Below are 15,559 nucleotides of genomic sequence, written 5' to 3'. Positions count from 1 at the left end.
AAGGCCGCTAGCTGATCATCCGGGTCATCTCGTCGACGCTGATCTCGCCGGCGGGCAGATCGGCGATCTTCTCGCCGCGGGCCATGGCGACGATCCGGTCGGAGATCGGATGGATGTGATGCAGGTTGTGGCTGATGAAGATCGAGGTGACGCCGAGGCCCTTCAGCTCGACGACATGGTCCAGCACCTTGTTGGTCTCCTTGACCGAGAGGTGGTTGGTCGGCTCGTCGAGGATCAGCACCTTCGAGCGGAAATGCATGGCGCGCGCGATGGCGACGCCCTGGCGCTGCCCGCCCGAAAGCGCCTTGACCGGCGTATCGGGCCCGCGCAGGTGGAGGCCGACGCCACGCAGCCCCTCCATCGCCTCGCGCGCCATCTTTGCCCGGTCGACGATGCCGAGGCCGGGGCGGCCGAATTTCAAAGGCTCGCGCCCGATGAAGAAATTCTGCGCGATGGACATTTCCGGCACCATGGCCGTGTACTGGTAGATGGTCTCGATGCCGAGGCCCATCGCCACTTCCGGGCCGGTGATGGAGACGCTGCGGCCTTCGATGAAGATGTCGCCCTGGTCCTGCGTGTGCACGCCGGACAGGATCTTGATCAGCGTCGACTTGCCGGCGCCGTTGTCACCGACGAGGCCTATCACCTCGCCGCGGCCGGCATGGAAATCGACATTCTTCAGGGCATGGACGGCGCCGTACCATTTCTGCAGGCCGACGCATTTGATGATCGGCTCTCCGGCCGTATTGGCGGCGATGCTCATGGCTTACCCCTTCATGCCTTCGGCTTTCAGCCGGGTCTGCGTGTTGAGGACGACCGCCACGACGATCATGGCGCCGACGGCGAACATGAACCAGTTGGCGTTGACGCCGCTGAGGATGAGGATGTTCTCGATCATGGCGATCAGCAGCGTGCCGACCACCGCGCCGAGAATGGAGCCGACGCCGCCGGTGAGCGCCACGCCGCCGATGACGGCCGCGGCGATCGCCTGCATCTCGAGCCCGGTGCCGAGATTGGGCACGATCACCTTGACGCGGAAGCTCTGGATGATGCCGGCAAACCCCGCGAGCGTGGCGCAGAGCATGAAGCAGGCGATCTTCACCCGCTCGGTCTTGATGCCCATGTCGCGCGCGGCCTGCGGGTGCCCGCCGGTCGCATAGATCCAGTGGCCGAAATCCATGCGCCGCAGCACGAAGCCGAGAGCGAGCGCGATGGCGATCATGTAGAGAAGCGACACGCGCGGCGCGACGAGACCGAGATCGAGGCGCCCCACCAGCCAGGAGACGTCGAGTTCGCGCGGGAAGACCGGCGGGAAGCCCCCGGCCAGCACGACGGCGAGGCTGCGGGCCATGAACAGCATGCCGAGCGTGGCGATGAAGGACGGGATCTTCAGCCGCAGCGTGATCAGGCCATTGGCAAGGCCGATCAGCGCCGCCAGCACGAGGCCGGCAAGGATGGCGACCGCAACCGGCCAGCCTGCCTGCATCAGGAGGACCGTCACCATCGGCGACAGGCCGAAGACGGAACCGACGGAAAGGTCGAATTCCCCGGCGATGATCAGGATCGTGATGCCCATCGCGACGATCGCCAGTTCCGGGATCGGCTGCAGGTAGACGGTCATGTTGCCGGTCGCGAAGAACCGGTCGTTGATGAAGCTGAAGGCGACGAACAGGGCGGCGAAAATCAGCAGCGCCGCCATTTCCGGCCGCGCCATCAGGTTGCGGACATTGGGTTTCATGGTCTCTGGCCTTTAAAGGGCTCTCCCGCCTTCCGGCGGAAGAGCCGGTGAATGGCGATCTAGCGGACGCCCATCGACATGAACTTCTCCACCTGCTCCAGGTCCTTCGGCTCCACCACGGCCTTGCCGGTGTTGACGTCGAAGGCGCTGAGACCGAACTTCTTCATCATCGCGAGCTGGAGGATCGGCAGATAGCCCTGGTAATAGGGCTGCTGGTCGATGGTGATGTCGACATAGCCCTTCTTCATCTCGTCGAGCACGACGGGCACGAGGTCGAAGGTCGCCATGTGCAGTTGGCCGGGCTTGATGCCGAGGTCGCGCAGGCACTCGCCCGCCCCCGCGCCCCAGAAGCCGGCATCGACATAGGCGTTGGTGTCCGGCTTGCCCTGCACGTACTGGCAGATGCGGGACGCCGTGACGGAAATGTCGTTGGAGCTGTCGATCACCTCATAGGTGATCTCGCGGTTCGGCTCGGCCGCCTTGGCCTCCTCCAGGAATTTCTTGGCGCCACCGATGCGCGCCTCCGCCCAGCTTTCCCCCGGACGGGAGAGGCCCAGCAGCGCGTGGATGGGCTGGTCGGCCGGGATTTTCGCATGCAGGCCCTTCATCAGGACATAGCCCGCCTCGAAAAGATCCTGTCCCACGAAGGCGTTGCGCGCATTGCCGGCAGCGCCCTGGCTGTCGTCGACATTGGCGGTGATGACCGGAATGCCCTTGTCGACGGCCTTCTTCACCGTCTCGTCGTAGAGGTCGTCGTTGACGATGACGGTCACGATGCCGTCGACGCCCTGCTCCACCACCGTTTCGAGATTCTGCAGGTGCTTCTGCAGGTCACCGTTCGGCGTCGTGAAGATGAGCTGGCAATCCGCCTCGAACTGGGCGCAGGCATCGTCCATGCCCCGCTTGATCGATTGCCAGAAGCTGTTGTCGATGCCGGTCTGCGTCAGGTAGACGAATTTCGGCTTGTCCGCGGCCCCGGCGGTCCCGGCCGCAGCGAGTGCGGCGCCCAGCGCCAGTGCTGCCAGCGATGTCTTCAGCATGTCATTCCCTCCCATGATCTTCGCTTGCGCTCTCTGCCGAGAGGCCAGCCGCGGAGCGCGTGGCGCGGCCGGCCGTTTTCCGGGCGCTACCGCGCCTCCCCCAGCACACGGAGGATTTCGTAGCAGGCGCCGAAGGGGTGATAGTCGGTCTTGCCGGGCGGGCTCTTGATGTCGCTCTGCTTTTCGCCGGCAGGCGACAGGATGCGGAACCAGCAGCCGTGGTCGTGATCGACCAGATGCCGCCAGCTATAGCGCCAGAGGCGGTCGTAATCCTGCCAGTAGCGCTCCTCGCCGGTGCGCTCCGCAAGGCCGGCGGCGGCGGCCACCGTCTCGCAATGGACCCAATGGTACTTGTCGAGATCGTAGAGCTTGCCATCCGGGCCGTAGCTGTAGTGCATGCCGCCGAATTCGAGGTCCGCGCTTCTGGCCAGTGCCGTCTCGTAGAGCAGGATGGCCTTGGGCAGCATCCAGTCGCGCGGGCGGTACCGCTCGAGGATCAGCAGCAGCTTGGTCCATTCCGTCATGTGGCCCGGCAGGTAGCCGTAGGGCCGGAACAGGTGCTTGGGATCGTGCTTGTTGTAATCCCAGTCGATCGTCCAGTCCTGGCGGTAGTGCTCCCAGACGACGTCCCCGGCACCCGCCGCAAGCTCGACGCAGATGCGGCGGGCGAGCGTTTCGGCGCGGTCGAGATAGCGCGCCTCGCCGGTCGCCTCATGGGCCGCCAGCATCGCCTCGGTCATGTGCATGTTGGCGTTCTGGCCGCGATAGGGGGAAACCCGCTGCCAGTCACGGCCGATCTCGTCCTTGTAGAGCGCGCGTTCCGGCTCCCAGAAACGGCTTTCGAGCAGATTCCAGGTCTCGGACACCTTTTCGGCCATGCCGGCGATGCCGGCCTTCATCGCCGCGGCATAGGCGAGCAGCACGAAGGCGTGGCCATAGCAGTGCTTGGTCGTGTCCACCGGCTCGCGGCCGTGCATCAGCCAGAAATAGCCGCCGAAATCGGGATCGCGGTGCACCTCGTCGAGATACTTGACGCCATGCGCGGCCGCTTCGGCGAAATCCGGCCGCTGGAACAGCACGGCGGCCGTCGCATAGTTGAAGATGAAGCGCGTGGTCGAGACGAGATGCTGCGTCTTGCGATCGGTGATGAAGCCGTCGTCGCGATATTCGTTGTAGTATCCGCCGTCTTCCCTGTTCAGGCAGATCGGATGGTAGAAATCCATGATCTCGCGCAGATGGGCGGAAAGGAACGTCTTCGAGCGGAAATCGGGAAACGGTTTCATGGTCAGCCTTCCGATCAATCGGGAATGATGATGCCGAGCTTGGAGAGCACGCCGCCGTCGATCTTGATATCGGCACCGGTGATGAAACGGGCCTTGTCGCTTGCCAGGAAGGCGACGAGATCGGCGACCTCGGCCGGCTTGCCCACGCGGCCGAGCGGGTGGCCCCTGCCCCAGGCATCGAGCGTCGCCTCGGCCGTGCTGTCGCCTTTCCACAGATCGGCCGCCCAGCGCAGCATGGGCGTGTCGATGGAGGCCGGGCAGACGGCGTTCACGGTGATGTTGTCCGGCGCGTGGTCGAGCGCCATGGCGCGCACGAGGGCGTTGATGGCGCCCTTGCTCGCCGTGTAGGCGGCAACGCCCGCCTGCGAGGCATAGGCCTGCACGGAGGAGATGGCGACGATCGCCCCGCCGCCGCGCTTCTGCATTTCCGGGACGGCGAATTTCGCGGCGAGGAAGATGCCCTTGAGGTTGATGTCGAGCACGTTGTCCCAGACCTCCTCGGGCGTGTCGACCACCGTGCCGTAGCGCTGGATGCCGGCGCAGCAGGCGAGCACGTCGACGCCGCCATGGCGCGTGACGGCGGTGTCGACGGCTGCCGCCATGGCGTCCTTGCTGCGCACGTCGCCGACGAAGCCGGCAGCGTTCGCGCCGATGGCCGCCACCGCGTCGTCGACCGAAGCCCTGTCGTTGGCGACGATCAGCACCTTGCCGCCGCCCGCGGCGAAGCGATGCGCGCAGGCAAGCCCCATGCCGAGGCTGCCGCCGGTAACGATGATGCTCTTGCCGTCAAATTCACTCATCATGCTTTCTCCGAAACGGAAGGGTTTTGGGCACAGGCCCCGAATTTCGGCTCGGGAAGGCCGCGGCCGACGCCCTCGACGGCAAAGAGCCCGCCTTCCAGCGGATGCACGTCGAGATGGTCGGCCGGCATGGTGAAGCGCGCCGACGTGACATAGAGGGTGGAAAGATCCGGCCCGCCGAAGGTGCAGCTCGTCGGCCAGCCCGCCGGCAGTTCGACGAGGCCGACGAGATCGCCATCGGTGTCGAAGCCCGCGACCGCCGCCCCGCCCGCCACGCGGCAGTTCCACAGCCGGTCCTTCGCATCGAGGCAGGAGCCATCCGGAAAACCACGCGGGAAACCGGCCGCAAGCGTGCGCCGGTTGGCAAGGGCCCCGGTGGGGACATCGCAATCGAAGAGATAGAGTTCGTTCGCCAGCGTATCGGCGAAGAAGAAGCGGCCATCCTGCGTCCAGGCCATCGTATTCGTGATACCATATGCGTTGGGCGTCAGTTGTGCGACCCGGCCGTCCGCATCGATGCGGTAGATGGCCCCGGCATTGCTGTCCATGTCCTTGGGCGAGCCGTCGGGATGGAGATTGCTCTGCATGGTCGATACCCAGAAGGCACCGTCCGGCGCGACGCGCCCCTCGTTGAGGCGGTTGTCCGGCAGGTCCGGCTCCGGCACCGCGAATTCCTCGAAGGCCCCGCCCGGCCGCCACAGGCAGACGGTGCGGCGCAGGCCGACGATGAAGCCGCCATCCGTCCGCATGCCGATGGAGGTCACGAAATCCGGCGTCGGCCAGACATCGTGGCGGCCATTTGAGGGTTCCAGCCGGTGAATGCGGCGGCCGACGATATCCACCCAGTAGAGCGCCTTCTCCTCGCCCGACCAGACGATGCTCTCGCCGACGATATCCTTCGCATCGAGGAGCAGGGAAACCGTCGTCTTCATGGCAGCACCACCGATTTGATCGAAGACGGGTCGTCGCTCGCCCTGGCGAGCGCCGCCGCCGTTTCCTCGAGGCCGAAACGGTGCGTGATCACGGATTTCAGGTCCACGAGGCCGCTTGTCGCCAGCGCGATCGCTCTCGGATACATGCCGGCATAGCGGAAGACGCCGTGGATCGAGAGTTCCCGCTCCATGGCGGGCCAGAAGTCAACCGAGGCAGCGCCCGTCGGATTGATGCCGACCAGGGCAAGGCCGCCGCGCGGGCGGATGCGCGGCAGGGCGCGCGTGACCGCCGTCGGCGCCCCGCTGCATTCGATGACGGCGTCCACCTCGGCAATCGTCCCGTAGGCCGGATCGGCGGCCGCGTCATGCGCCTCGAAACGCGGGAACCGGGAGACGAGGCCGATGCGGGCCGGGTTGATATCGGAAAGGATGATGCGCGTGGCGCCGCGCGCCGCCGCCGCCTGCCCCGCCAGAAGCCCGATCGGCCCGGCGCCGACGATCAGCACGGAACTGCCCGGCTTGAGGTCGAGCCGCTCCGTCGCCCACAGCCCGACGGCCAGCGGCTCGATCAGCGCCGCCTCCTCGAAGGAGAGGCTGTCGGGAATGGCGAAGGTAAAATCGGCCGGATTGACGACCCGCCGCGCGAAGGCGCCGTGATAGGGGGGCGTCGCCATGAACACAACGTCGCGGCAGAGATTGTAGGCACCCGACCAGCATTGCTCGCAATGGCCGCACGGCCGCTGCGGCTCCAGCGTCACGCGGTCGCCGATCTTAAGATGCGTGACCGCATCGCCCGTCGCGACGACCGTGCCCGCCGCCTCGTGGCCGAGCACGATCGGCCGGTCGCAGACGAGATTGCCGATCCGGCCGTGGCGGAAATAGTGCACGTCCGATCCGCACACGCCGACGGCGGCGACCTCCACCACCACATCGTTCGGCCCGGCGACCGGCTCAGGCCAGTCCTGCATTTCGACATGGCTGGGCGACAGGAGCACGGCCGCCCGGTTCGGCCTCGTGACGTTCGCGTTCATGTCCGCCCCCGCATGCGCTTGATGCTGATGATGTTGACCATGACGGCGACGAGGATGACGACGCCGCGCACGATGCCCTGGGCGAATGGATCAACGCCCATCAGGACGAGGCCGTTGACGAGGGCGGCGATGAACACGACGCCGAGCAGCGTCCCGAGCATGGTGCCGCGTCCGCCGAACAGGCTGGTTCCGCCGACGACGACGGCGGCGATGATGTCGAATTCCAGGCCCGAGGCCGCGCCGCTGTTGCCGGAGCCGAGGCGGCTCGCCATCAGGATGCCCGTCAGCGCCGCCAGCGCGCCGGTGATGGCAAAGACGAGGATGCGCACCCGCGCGACGGGAATGGCCGAGAGGCGCGCGGCCTCGGCATTGCCGCCGACCGCATAGACGCTGCGGCCGAAGACCGTGCGCGTCGCCACGAAGCTGAAGACGGCGAAGAGCACCAGCATGATGACCGCGGGCGTCGGAATGCCGAGGAACCAGCCGGCACCGAGGCGCTGGAAGCTGAAATCCATGATCACGATCGGCACGGCATCCGACATGACCTGCGCCGTGCCGCGCAGCCCGAGCCAGAGCGCCAGCGTGACGATGAAGCTCGGCACATCGAGGAAGGCGCGCAGCACGCCGGTAAAGCAGCCGATCAGCGCGCCGAGGACGATGACGATCAGGGCGGCGGCGGCAAGCGGCACGCCGGACTGCGCCAGCGAGGCGAGAAGCACGCCGGCAAAGGCGACATGCGGGCCGACGGAGATGTCGATCTCGCCGCTGATCAGCACCAGCGTCATGCCCCAGGCGATGATGCCGACGAAGGCGGCATCGCGCAGGATATTGAGCTGGTTGGGCAGCGTCATGAAATTCGAGGCGAAAGCGGCCAGGAAGGCATAGAGCACGAGGATGGCGACGAGGAGGCCGATCTCGTTGGCGCGCCCGCTGAGGAAGTGCCGCAGGTCGAACTTCTGATAGGATTCGGATTGGATAGGGGCCATCGTCAATGCACTCCGTGTTCGCCCGTCGTCAGCTCGGCCAGCGTCTCCGTGCGGATCGCCGCCCCTTCCACCTCGCCCGTGATGCAGCCGCCGCGCAGGATCAGGACGCGGTCGCAGACCTCGCAGAATTCCTCGATCTCGCCGGAGACGAAGACGACGGCGAGGCCGTCGGCGGCGGCATTCCGCATGAGCTGGTAGATCTGCCGCTTGGCGCCGATGTCGACGCCGCGCGTCGGCTCGTCGAGCAGCAGGATGCGCGGCGCGGCATTCAGCGCCTTGCCGATGACGACCTTCTGCTGGTTGCCGCCGCTGAGATTGCCGAGCGCCTCGCCGGGATGGGCAAGCTTGATGCCGAGTGAGCGGATCGACGCGGCGACCTTTTTGCGCATGGCGGCCCGGTCGATCACGCCGCCACGGGAGACCGAACCCCAGCTCGCCATGACGAGGTTCTCGTCGATGCCGAGCATCATCACCGCACCCTCGCCGCGACGATCCTCCGGCGTCATGAAGATGCCGTTCGCCCGCGCCTCGCGCAGGCTCGCGGGCCTGAAATCCCTGCCGGCGAGCGTCATGGAACCGCCCTCGGCGGCGCGCAGCCCGGCGATGGCCTGCAGGAGCTCCGTGCGGCCCGATCCGAGCACGCCCGCGATGCCGAGCACCTCGCCGGCCCTGATCTCCAGGCTCGCGCTTTCGACGCGCGGCGCGACACGGAGGTCGCTGATCGTCAGCAGCGGGCTGAATCTGCCGGGTTCGCCGATGGCGCGCGCGCTGCCGCCTTCGCCCTGCGTGCCACCGAGCAGCATGTCGACGATCTCCCGGTTCGAGACATCGGCGACCGGGGCGGTCGCGATATGGCGGCCGTCGCGCATGATGGTGACGGAATGCGCCACCTTGCGGATTTCGTCCATGCGGTGGGAAATATAGATGATGCTGGTGCCCTGTTCGGCGAGCTGCCGCACGACGCGGATCAGCGTTTCCGCCTCCTGGGCGACGAGCGAGCTGGTCGGCTCGTCGAGGATGAGCAGGCGGGCGCCCTGGCTGAGGGCGCGCGCGATCTCGATGAGCTGGCGCTCTGCCACGGAGAGGCGCGCCACCGGCTGGCGCGGATCGAGATGAAGGCCGAGCAGGGCGAGCGCATCATGCGCGTCGCGCTGCATCCGGGGCCAATCGACACGCCCGCCGCGCGTCGGCCAGCGGCCGAGGAAGACGTTTTCCGCAATGGAAAGCTCCGGCACCACGCTCAATTCCTGGTGCACGGTGGCAATGCCGGCCTTGATGCCATCCATCGGCGCACGGAGCGCGACGGATTTGCCGTCGATCAGGATCTCGCCCTCGTCCGGCCGTTCGACGCCGGCGAGGATCTTCACCAGGGTCGACTTGCCCGCCCCGTTCTTGCCGAGCAGGGCGCGGACCTCGCCGCGCGCCAGGGCGAAGTCCACATCCCGCAGGGCGACGACGCCGGGATACGCCTTGGATATGCCGCGCATGTGAACGAGCGGTTCGACCATGGGACCATGCCACTGACTGCGTTGACGAAAAGGGAAGGCCGCGGCAAGCCGCGCCCTCCCCCGGGAGGAAACCGGCCGGTTTCAGGGGATGCCGTCGGGCCGCGCTTCCAGCCAGGCCTTCACCTTGTCGGGGTCGGAGGACAGGAACATCTCCGTCGGCACGATGGTGAGATAATTGTCGATCGCCTCGCCCTTGATGGCTTTCAGCGCCATGAGCACGGAATCCTTGCCCATCTGCTGCGGCTGCTGGCCGTTGGTGGCGATCAGCGTTTCGGGGGCGTTGATGAGATATTGCGCGAGCTGCACGCTGATATCGTTGCCGAACACCACCGCCTGTCCCTGGCGGCCGGAGGCCATGATGCCCTGGATGGCGCCGATCGTGCCGTTGTCCGTCGTCGCGAACATGGCGTTGATCGCCGTGTCGCCGGTCAGCATGGTCGTCGCGGTCTCCGTCGACTTGCCCGGTTCGAAGCCGGCCTGGTCGGCCGCCCATTCGACGCCCGGAACCTTCTCCTCGACGGCCTTCTTGAAACCGGCCTTGCGCTGCACGCAGGCCTCGTAGACGTCGCAGTTCAGGATGCCGAACCGGGGCTTGTCGATCCCCTTGTCCTTGAAATAGTCGCCGGCGACGACGCCGACATCGTAGCCCAGCTTGTACTGGTCGGTCGTCACCAGCGCCTTGACGTATTTCTTGGCGTCCTCGTCGTTCACGCAGGTGTTGTAGCAGACCACCGGAATGCCGGCCTCCGCCGCCTGCTTGACCACCGGCACGGAAGCCGTGGCCGAGACCGGCGACATGATGATGGCGCCGACCTTCGAGGAGATCAGCGTGGAGGCGAATTGCGCCTCCTTGGCCGCATCGCCCTGCGAATTCTGCCCGAGCAGGCGCACGCTCTCGTCGCCGGCGCCCGCCTCGATGCCCTTCTTGATGCCGCCGTAGAAGCCTTGCGCATCGAGGTAGAGCGCCCCGATCGTCAGGTCCTCGGCGCTCGCGGCACCCGCCATGAATATCGCCAGCGCGCTGGACGCGATTGCCCGCACGATAGCGGGCCGCAACTTTTCATGCAGTGTCATCGGTCTCCTCCCAAATTCCTTGCATTCTTGTATGCAAGATTCTCGAGCCGGTCAAGCATCGACGTTGGTACGAGTGGAAAATCATTATTTCCCGGGTTATCCTGCGCGCGAGGGTGATTTGCATGCAAGAAAACAAGGGGCATTCAACCCATGACGCGTGACACGAAGATTTCAGCGGCGGAGCATTGCTACCGTACCCTTTCGCGAAAGATCATCGGCCTCGAATTGAAGCCGAACGAACCGATCGGGGAGCATGCCATGGCCGAGCTCCTCGGCGTCAGCCGCACGCCGGTGCGCGAGGCGCTGTCCCGGCTTTCCGCGGAGGGGCTGGTCGATATCCGGTCGCGGGCGGGCGTCGTGGTCGCGCCGATCCGCATGGACGCGGTGCGGACCGCGCAGTTCGTCCGCGAGCAGCTCGAACTTGCGATCGTGGCGGAAGCGGCCCGGCAATCGAACCGCCGCATCCTGCTCGGCATCCGCCAGGCCATCGAGGAGCAGGAGCTTGCCATTCAGGAGGACAATTCGGACCTCTTCTTCGAATGCGACGAGCGCATGCATGCCCTCTATTGCAGCCTGGCCGGCCGCGACGGGGTCTGGGGCTTCATTTCGGATGCGAAGAAACACATGGACCGCGTCCGCCGCCTTTCGGTGCAGGCGGGTCAGCTCGACCAGCTCGTGCACGACCATCAGGAAGTGCTGGATGCCGTGACGACGGGCGACGTGAACCGCGCCCAGGAGGTGATGAAGCTGCACCTGCGGCGGGTCATGATCGATCTCAGCGAGCTTTCCCGGCGGTTCTCGTCCTTCTTCGCGCCGGAAGCGGCGCAGGCCGCCGACTAGCAGGGACGCTCAGACACCGGCCGCGCGGATCTGTTTCTCCAGCCCGGTTTGCCGGACGATTTCGGCGATGCGGGTGAACTGGGCGGAAAGCGGGTTCGTCTTGCGCCAGACCATGCCGATCCTTCGCGTCGGGCGCGGCTCGGCAAGGCGCGAGATGCAGACCGAGGCGGAGCGCGTCTCCGTCTCGACGGCCATCTGCGGGATGAGCGTCACCCCGATGCCCGCGCCGACCATCTGGACGAGAGTCGAGAGCGAGCTTCCCTCCATCAGTTCCCGCGTCGAGGACGGCGTGATGTTGCAGAGCGACAGCGCCTGCTCGCGGAAGCAGTGCCCTTCCTCCAGCAGGAGCAGCCGCATCTCGTGCAGCCTGTCGGAACTTGGCACGGGCTTGCCCGCATCCTCGGGCGGCCGCACCAGCACGAATTCCTCCTCGAAGAGCGGCACCTCTTCGAGCGCCGGCTCGGATACCGGCAGGGCCACGATGGCCGCGTCGAGCTTGGCTTCGGCAAGGTCCTCGATCAGCCGGTGCGTGATCGCCTCGCGCGGCCGCGGATCGAGCTCGGGATATTGCCGCGTCAGCGCCTTGATGACACCCGGCAGGAGATAGGGCGCGATGGTGGGGATGACGCCGAGGCGGAGCCGGCCGGCGAACGGCCCATGCGAGGCGCGGCCGAGATCTCCGAGTTCGTCGACGGCGCGCAGGATCGCCCGCGTCCGGCCGGCGAATTCCTCGCCGAGCCCCGTCAGGCGGATGCGGCGCCCGCCCCTTTCCACCAGCGGCGCGCCGACCAGATCCTCCAGCTCGCGGATCTGCACGGAGAGCGCGGGCTGTGAAATGGCGCAGCTTTCCGCGGCGCGGCCGAAATGGCCGAGCCGGGCGAGCGCATCGAAATAGCGCAGGTGTTTCATGGAGAGGCCAATCATAACCTGAGCATATCGCAGCCTTTAGGTTTTACAATTGGAATTTATGGGAGAGGTTTGCTAGTTCTTGGCCACTCGGAAGACGTTTCCGGCGCCGCCGGCCCAAGAGGCGCGCCTGCAGGAGCGCTTCCGGTATCCGTAGCTCGAAGAAAATCCGTTGGAGGACCAAATGGATACGAAGACGACGACGACCGGCAAGTGTCCGGTCATGCACGGCGGCGCCACCGCTCTCGGCAACTCCGTCATGGAATGGTGGCCCAACGCGCTGAACCTCGACATCCTGCACCAGCACGACAGCAAGACCAACCCGCTCGGCAAGGACTTCAACTACCGCGAGGAGCTCAAGAAGCTGGACGTGGAAGCGCTGAAGGCGGACCTGCGCGCCCTGATGACCGACAGCCAGGAATGGTGGCCGGCCGACTGGGGCAGCTATGTCGGCATGATGGCGCGCGTCTCCTGGCACGCCGCGGGCTCCTACCGCGCGGCCGACGGCCGCGGCGGCGCGGGCACGGGCAACCAGCGCTTCGCCCCGCTCAATTCCTGGCCGGACAACGTCAACACCGACAAGGGCCGCCGCCTGCTCTGGCCGATCAAGAAGAAATACGGCAACAAGATCTCCTGGGCCGACCTCATCGCGCTCGCCGGCACCATCGCCTATGACGTCGCGGGCCTGAAGACCTTCGGCTTCGCCTTCGGCCGCGAGGACATCTGGGCGCCGGAAAAGGACGTCTACTGGGGCAACGAGAAAGAGTGGCTCGCCCCGAGCGACGGCCGCTACGGCGACGTCGCCAATCCCGCGACGCTGGAAAACCCGCTTGCCGCCGTGCAGATGGGCCTCATCTACGTCAACCCGGAAGGCGTCAACGGCAAGTCCGACCCGATGGCGACGGCCGCGCAGATGCGCGAGACCTTCGCCCGCATGGGCATGGACGACGAGGAGACCGTCGCGCTGACGGCCGGCGGCCATACCATCGGCAAGTCGCACGGCAACGGCAAGGCGAGCAACCTCAGCCCCGACCCGGAAGCCGCCGGCCCCGAATTCCAGGGCCTCGGCTGGATGAACACGCACGGGCGAGGCATCGGCCGCGACACGGTCGTCTCGGGCATCGAAGGCGCCTGGACCTCCGAGCCGACGAAGTGGGACAACGGCTTCTTCGAAATGCTCTTCAAGCATGAATGGACGCTGACGCACAGCCCCGCTGGCGCATCGCAGTGGGCGCCGATCACCATCGCCGAGCAGGACAAGCCGGTCGACGTCGAGGATCCCTCGATCCGCACCATTCCGATGATGACCGATGCCGACATGGCGCTGAAGGTGGACCCGATCTACCGCGAGATCTCGCTGCGCTTCATGAACGATTTCGCCGCCTTCTCGGATGCCTTCGCCCGCGCCTGGTTCAAGCTGACCCACCGCGACATGGGCCCGAAGTCCCGCTATGTCGGCCCGGACGTTCCGGCAGAGGACCTCGTCTGGCAGGATCCGATCCCGGCCGGCAGCACCGGCTATGACGTCTCGGCCGTCAAGGCGAAGATCGCCGCGTCCGGCCTTTCGCCGGCCGACCTCGTCGCCACGGCCTGGGACAGCGCCCGCACCTACCGCGGCTCCGACTACCGCGGCGGCGCGAACGGCGGGCGCATCCGCCTCGCCCCGCAGAAGGACTGGGAAGGTAACGAACCGGCGCGCCTCGCCCGCGTCCTGTCCGTCCTCGAACCGATCGCCGCGGCCTCGGGCGCAAGCCTTGCCGACGTCATCGTGCTGGCCGGCAACTGGGGCGTCGAGCAGGCCGCGAAGGCCGCCGGCTTCGACGTCACCGTGCCCTTCGCGCCGGGCCGGGGCGATGCCACCGCCGAGCAGACCGACGCGGACAGCTTCGCGCCGCTCGAGCCGCTCGCCGACGGTTTCCGCAACTGGCAGAAGAAGGACTATGTGGTGAGCCCGGAAGAGCTGCTGCTCGACCGCGCCCAGCTCATGGGCCTGACGGCACCGGAAATGACGGCGCTCATAGGCGGCCTGCGCGTCATCGGCACGAACCATGCCGGCACCGCCCATGGCGTCTTCACGAACCGGGTCGGCGCGCTGACGACGGACTTCTTCACGACGCTCACCGACATGAACTATTCGTGGGTCCCGACCGGCGCCAACCTCTATGAAATCCGCGACCGCAAGACGGGCGTGACGAAGTACACGGCAACCCGCGTCGACCTCGTCTTCGGTTCGAACTCGGTGCTGCGCGCCTATGCGGAAGTCTATGCCCAGGACGACAGCAAGGAGAAGTTCGTCAAGGACTTCGTCGCCGCCTGGACCAAGGTCATGAACGCCGATCGCTTCGATCTGGCGGCATAACCAATCCATCCGAAAACGCCTTCCCCCGCCTGCGGGGGAAGGCAGTTCCATTTCAGGACCGGTCCGGCTTCTTCGCCGTATCCTTCGCCGATCCGGGCTTGGGAGCCGAGGGATCCTGGCCGCCCTTTTCCCGCGCATGGGCCTCCGGCCCCGCGACGATGGTGCCGGGTTTCGTCTCGTCCCGGCCACCCTTTTCCTTGCCCTTCGCTGCTTCAGCCTGTCTTTCCATCTGCCTGCCTCCTTTCAAGGTCGCGGGCTTAACGTGCCGGCCGAAGTCCGGTTCCCATGTCCCGCTTGCCAATGCCGGAAATCGCCTGCACTTTATGCGCGAAGAGCGATCACGCGGGGTTCGGTCGAATGGGGCGTTCCATGAAGTTTCGCAGGAGAATGCTGCCCGTCGTGCTCGCCGCCGGCCTTTGCGGGCCGGCGCTGGCGGACGATGCGGCCGACTGGGCAAAGCCGCTCGCCGGCGACTGGACCTTTTCCGGCGTTTCCGAAGGCGATCCCTATTGCCGCGTGACGCTCGGGACCGAAGGGGCGATCGGCGGCGCGGGCGTCGACATCTCCGCGACCTGCCTGCGCAACTTCCCGCTCGGGGACGTCGCCGCCTGGACCCTTCGCGACGACGGGATCGCCTTCATCGACCCGCTGCGCAAGACGGTCATCGCGCTGTCCAAAAGCGAGGATGGGTCCTATGGCGCAACGCTCGACGACGGCCGTCAGGTCTCGCTCGACCGCAGCGCGCCGCAGGAACCGCAATCGCTGAAAGAACTGCTGGACGGGACCTTCACCCTCAGCGGCGCGAATGATGCCGAAGCCTGCGGCTTTGCCGTCAGCGCCCGCTCGTCGACCGTCGGGACGCTCGAACAGGCCGGCGCATGCCCGGATCGGTGGAAGGGCAAGGGATGGGCGAAATGGCGGTTCGCCGCCGGCAAGCTCGACCTTCTGACGAAGAAGGACAAGGTCATCCTGACCCTGGTCCCGGCGGACGGCTTTACCTTCACTGCAGAGGAAGACGCCGGACCGATCTATTTCGGCCCGGGAGCCGTTCAGGGCGAATAG

At 66.5% G+C, this 15,559-nt stretch carries 15 protein-coding genes; 3 read left to right on the top strand and 12 right to left on the bottom strand.

The genetic code is table 11. The features are described 5' to 3' along the window. Nucleotides 1-7 precede the first annotated feature (7 nt). The 10 genes from ACZ1A1_RS08905 to ACZ1A1_RS08860 form a co-directional block, all read right to left on the bottom strand. On the bottom strand, nt 8-763 hold the full coding sequence (locus ACZ1A1_RS08905) for an ATP-binding cassette domain-containing protein (RefSeq protein ID WP_463619616.1): 756 nt from the start codon (nt 761-763) through the stop codon (nt 8-10). A 3-nt stretch (nt 764-766) separates the two neighbouring features. Beyond that, nucleotides 767-1,738, bottom strand: a complete 972-nt coding sequence (locus ACZ1A1_RS08900; protein WP_313194215.1) for an ABC transporter permease — start codon at nt 1,736-1,738, stop codon at nt 767-769. A gap of 59 nt (nt 1,739-1,797) precedes the next feature. After that, the gene (locus ACZ1A1_RS08895) at nt 1,798-2,778 is read right to left on the bottom strand and encodes a substrate-binding domain-containing protein (RefSeq protein ID WP_463619615.1); all 981 of its coding nucleotides are present in this window, start codon (nt 2,776-2,778) and stop codon (nt 1,798-1,800) included. Between the two features lie 86 nt (nt 2,779-2,864). Continuing rightward, complete coding sequence (locus ACZ1A1_RS08890) at nt 2,865-4,061, bottom strand: AGE family epimerase/isomerase (RefSeq protein WP_463619614.1); 1,197 nt, start codon at nt 4,059-4,061, stop codon at nt 2,865-2,867. Nucleotides 4,062-4,075: 14 nt separating this feature from the next. Further along, on the bottom strand, nt 4,076-4,861 hold the full coding sequence (locus ACZ1A1_RS08885; RefSeq protein WP_463620095.1) for an SDR family NAD(P)-dependent oxidoreductase: 786 nt from the start codon (nt 4,859-4,861) through the stop codon (nt 4,076-4,078). Beyond that, nucleotides 4,861-5,793, bottom strand: coding sequence for an SMP-30/gluconolactonase/LRE family protein (locus ACZ1A1_RS08880; RefSeq protein WP_463619613.1), 933 nt, complete (start codon nt 5,791-5,793; stop codon nt 4,861-4,863). Before ACZ1A1_RS08880 ends, ACZ1A1_RS08885 begins: the two co-directional genes overlap by 1 nt. After that, on the bottom strand, nt 5,790-6,824 hold the full coding sequence (locus ACZ1A1_RS08875) for an NAD(P)-dependent alcohol dehydrogenase (RefSeq protein WP_463619612.1): 1,035 nt from the start codon (nt 6,822-6,824) through the stop codon (nt 5,790-5,792). Before ACZ1A1_RS08875 ends, ACZ1A1_RS08880 begins: the two co-directional genes overlap by 4 nt. Continuing rightward, on the bottom strand, nt 6,821-7,810 hold the full coding sequence (locus ACZ1A1_RS08870; RefSeq protein ID WP_313194210.1) for an ABC transporter permease: 990 nt from the start codon (nt 7,808-7,810) through the stop codon (nt 6,821-6,823). Before ACZ1A1_RS08870 ends, ACZ1A1_RS08875 begins: the two co-directional genes overlap by 4 nt. A gap of 2 nt (nt 7,811-7,812) precedes the next feature. After that, nucleotides 7,813-9,318, bottom strand: a complete 1,506-nt coding sequence (locus ACZ1A1_RS08865; protein ID WP_463619610.1) for a sugar ABC transporter ATP-binding protein — start codon at nt 9,316-9,318, stop codon at nt 7,813-7,815. Between the two features lie 81 nt (nt 9,319-9,399). Beyond that, on the bottom strand, nt 9,400-10,392 hold the full coding sequence (locus ACZ1A1_RS08860; RefSeq protein WP_463619608.1) for a substrate-binding domain-containing protein: 993 nt from the start codon (nt 10,390-10,392) through the stop codon (nt 9,400-9,402). Nucleotides 10,393-10,542: 150 nt separating this feature from the next. On the opposite strand from ACZ1A1_RS08860, the gene ACZ1A1_RS08855 reads away from it, so the two are divergent. Then, nucleotides 10,543-11,232 carry a GntR family transcriptional regulator gene (locus tag ACZ1A1_RS08855; protein ID WP_313194207.1) on the top strand — a complete coding sequence of 230 codons (690 nt, stop codon included), beginning with the start codon at nt 10,543-10,545 and terminating at the stop codon, nt 11,230-11,232. A gap of 9 nt (nt 11,233-11,241) precedes the next feature. Here the strand turns inward: ACZ1A1_RS08855 and ACZ1A1_RS08850 are convergent, their stop codons facing one another. After that, nucleotides 11,242-12,156, bottom strand: a complete 915-nt coding sequence (locus tag ACZ1A1_RS08850; protein ID WP_415212426.1) for a hydrogen peroxide-inducible genes activator — start codon at nt 12,154-12,156, stop codon at nt 11,242-11,244. Between the two features lie 166 nt (nt 12,157-12,322). On the opposite strand from ACZ1A1_RS08850, the gene katG reads away from it, so the two are divergent. Next, nucleotides 12,323-14,497, top strand: a complete 2,175-nt coding sequence (gene katG / locus ACZ1A1_RS08845) for a catalase/peroxidase HPI (protein ID WP_463619607.1) — start codon at nt 12,323-12,325, stop codon at nt 14,495-14,497. A 52-nt stretch (nt 14,498-14,549) separates the two neighbouring features. Here the strand turns inward: katG and ACZ1A1_RS08840 are convergent, their stop codons facing one another. Further along, on the bottom strand, nt 14,550-14,726 hold the full coding sequence (locus ACZ1A1_RS08840; protein ID WP_313194204.1) for a hypothetical protein: 177 nt from the start codon (nt 14,724-14,726) through the stop codon (nt 14,550-14,552). 140 nt (nt 14,727-14,866) lie between these two features. Here ACZ1A1_RS08840 and ACZ1A1_RS08835 point away from each other — a divergent pair, with 140 nt between their 5' ends. Beyond that, entirely contained in the window at nt 14,867-15,559 is a 693-nt protein-coding gene (locus ACZ1A1_RS08835) for an AprI/Inh family metalloprotease inhibitor (RefSeq protein WP_463619606.1), read from the top strand.

Source organism: Shinella sp. R2-11 (assembly GCF_055330205.1).
The sequence above is the reverse complement of the archived record's forward strand: the minus strand, read 5'-3'. Positions and strand labels throughout refer to the sequence as shown.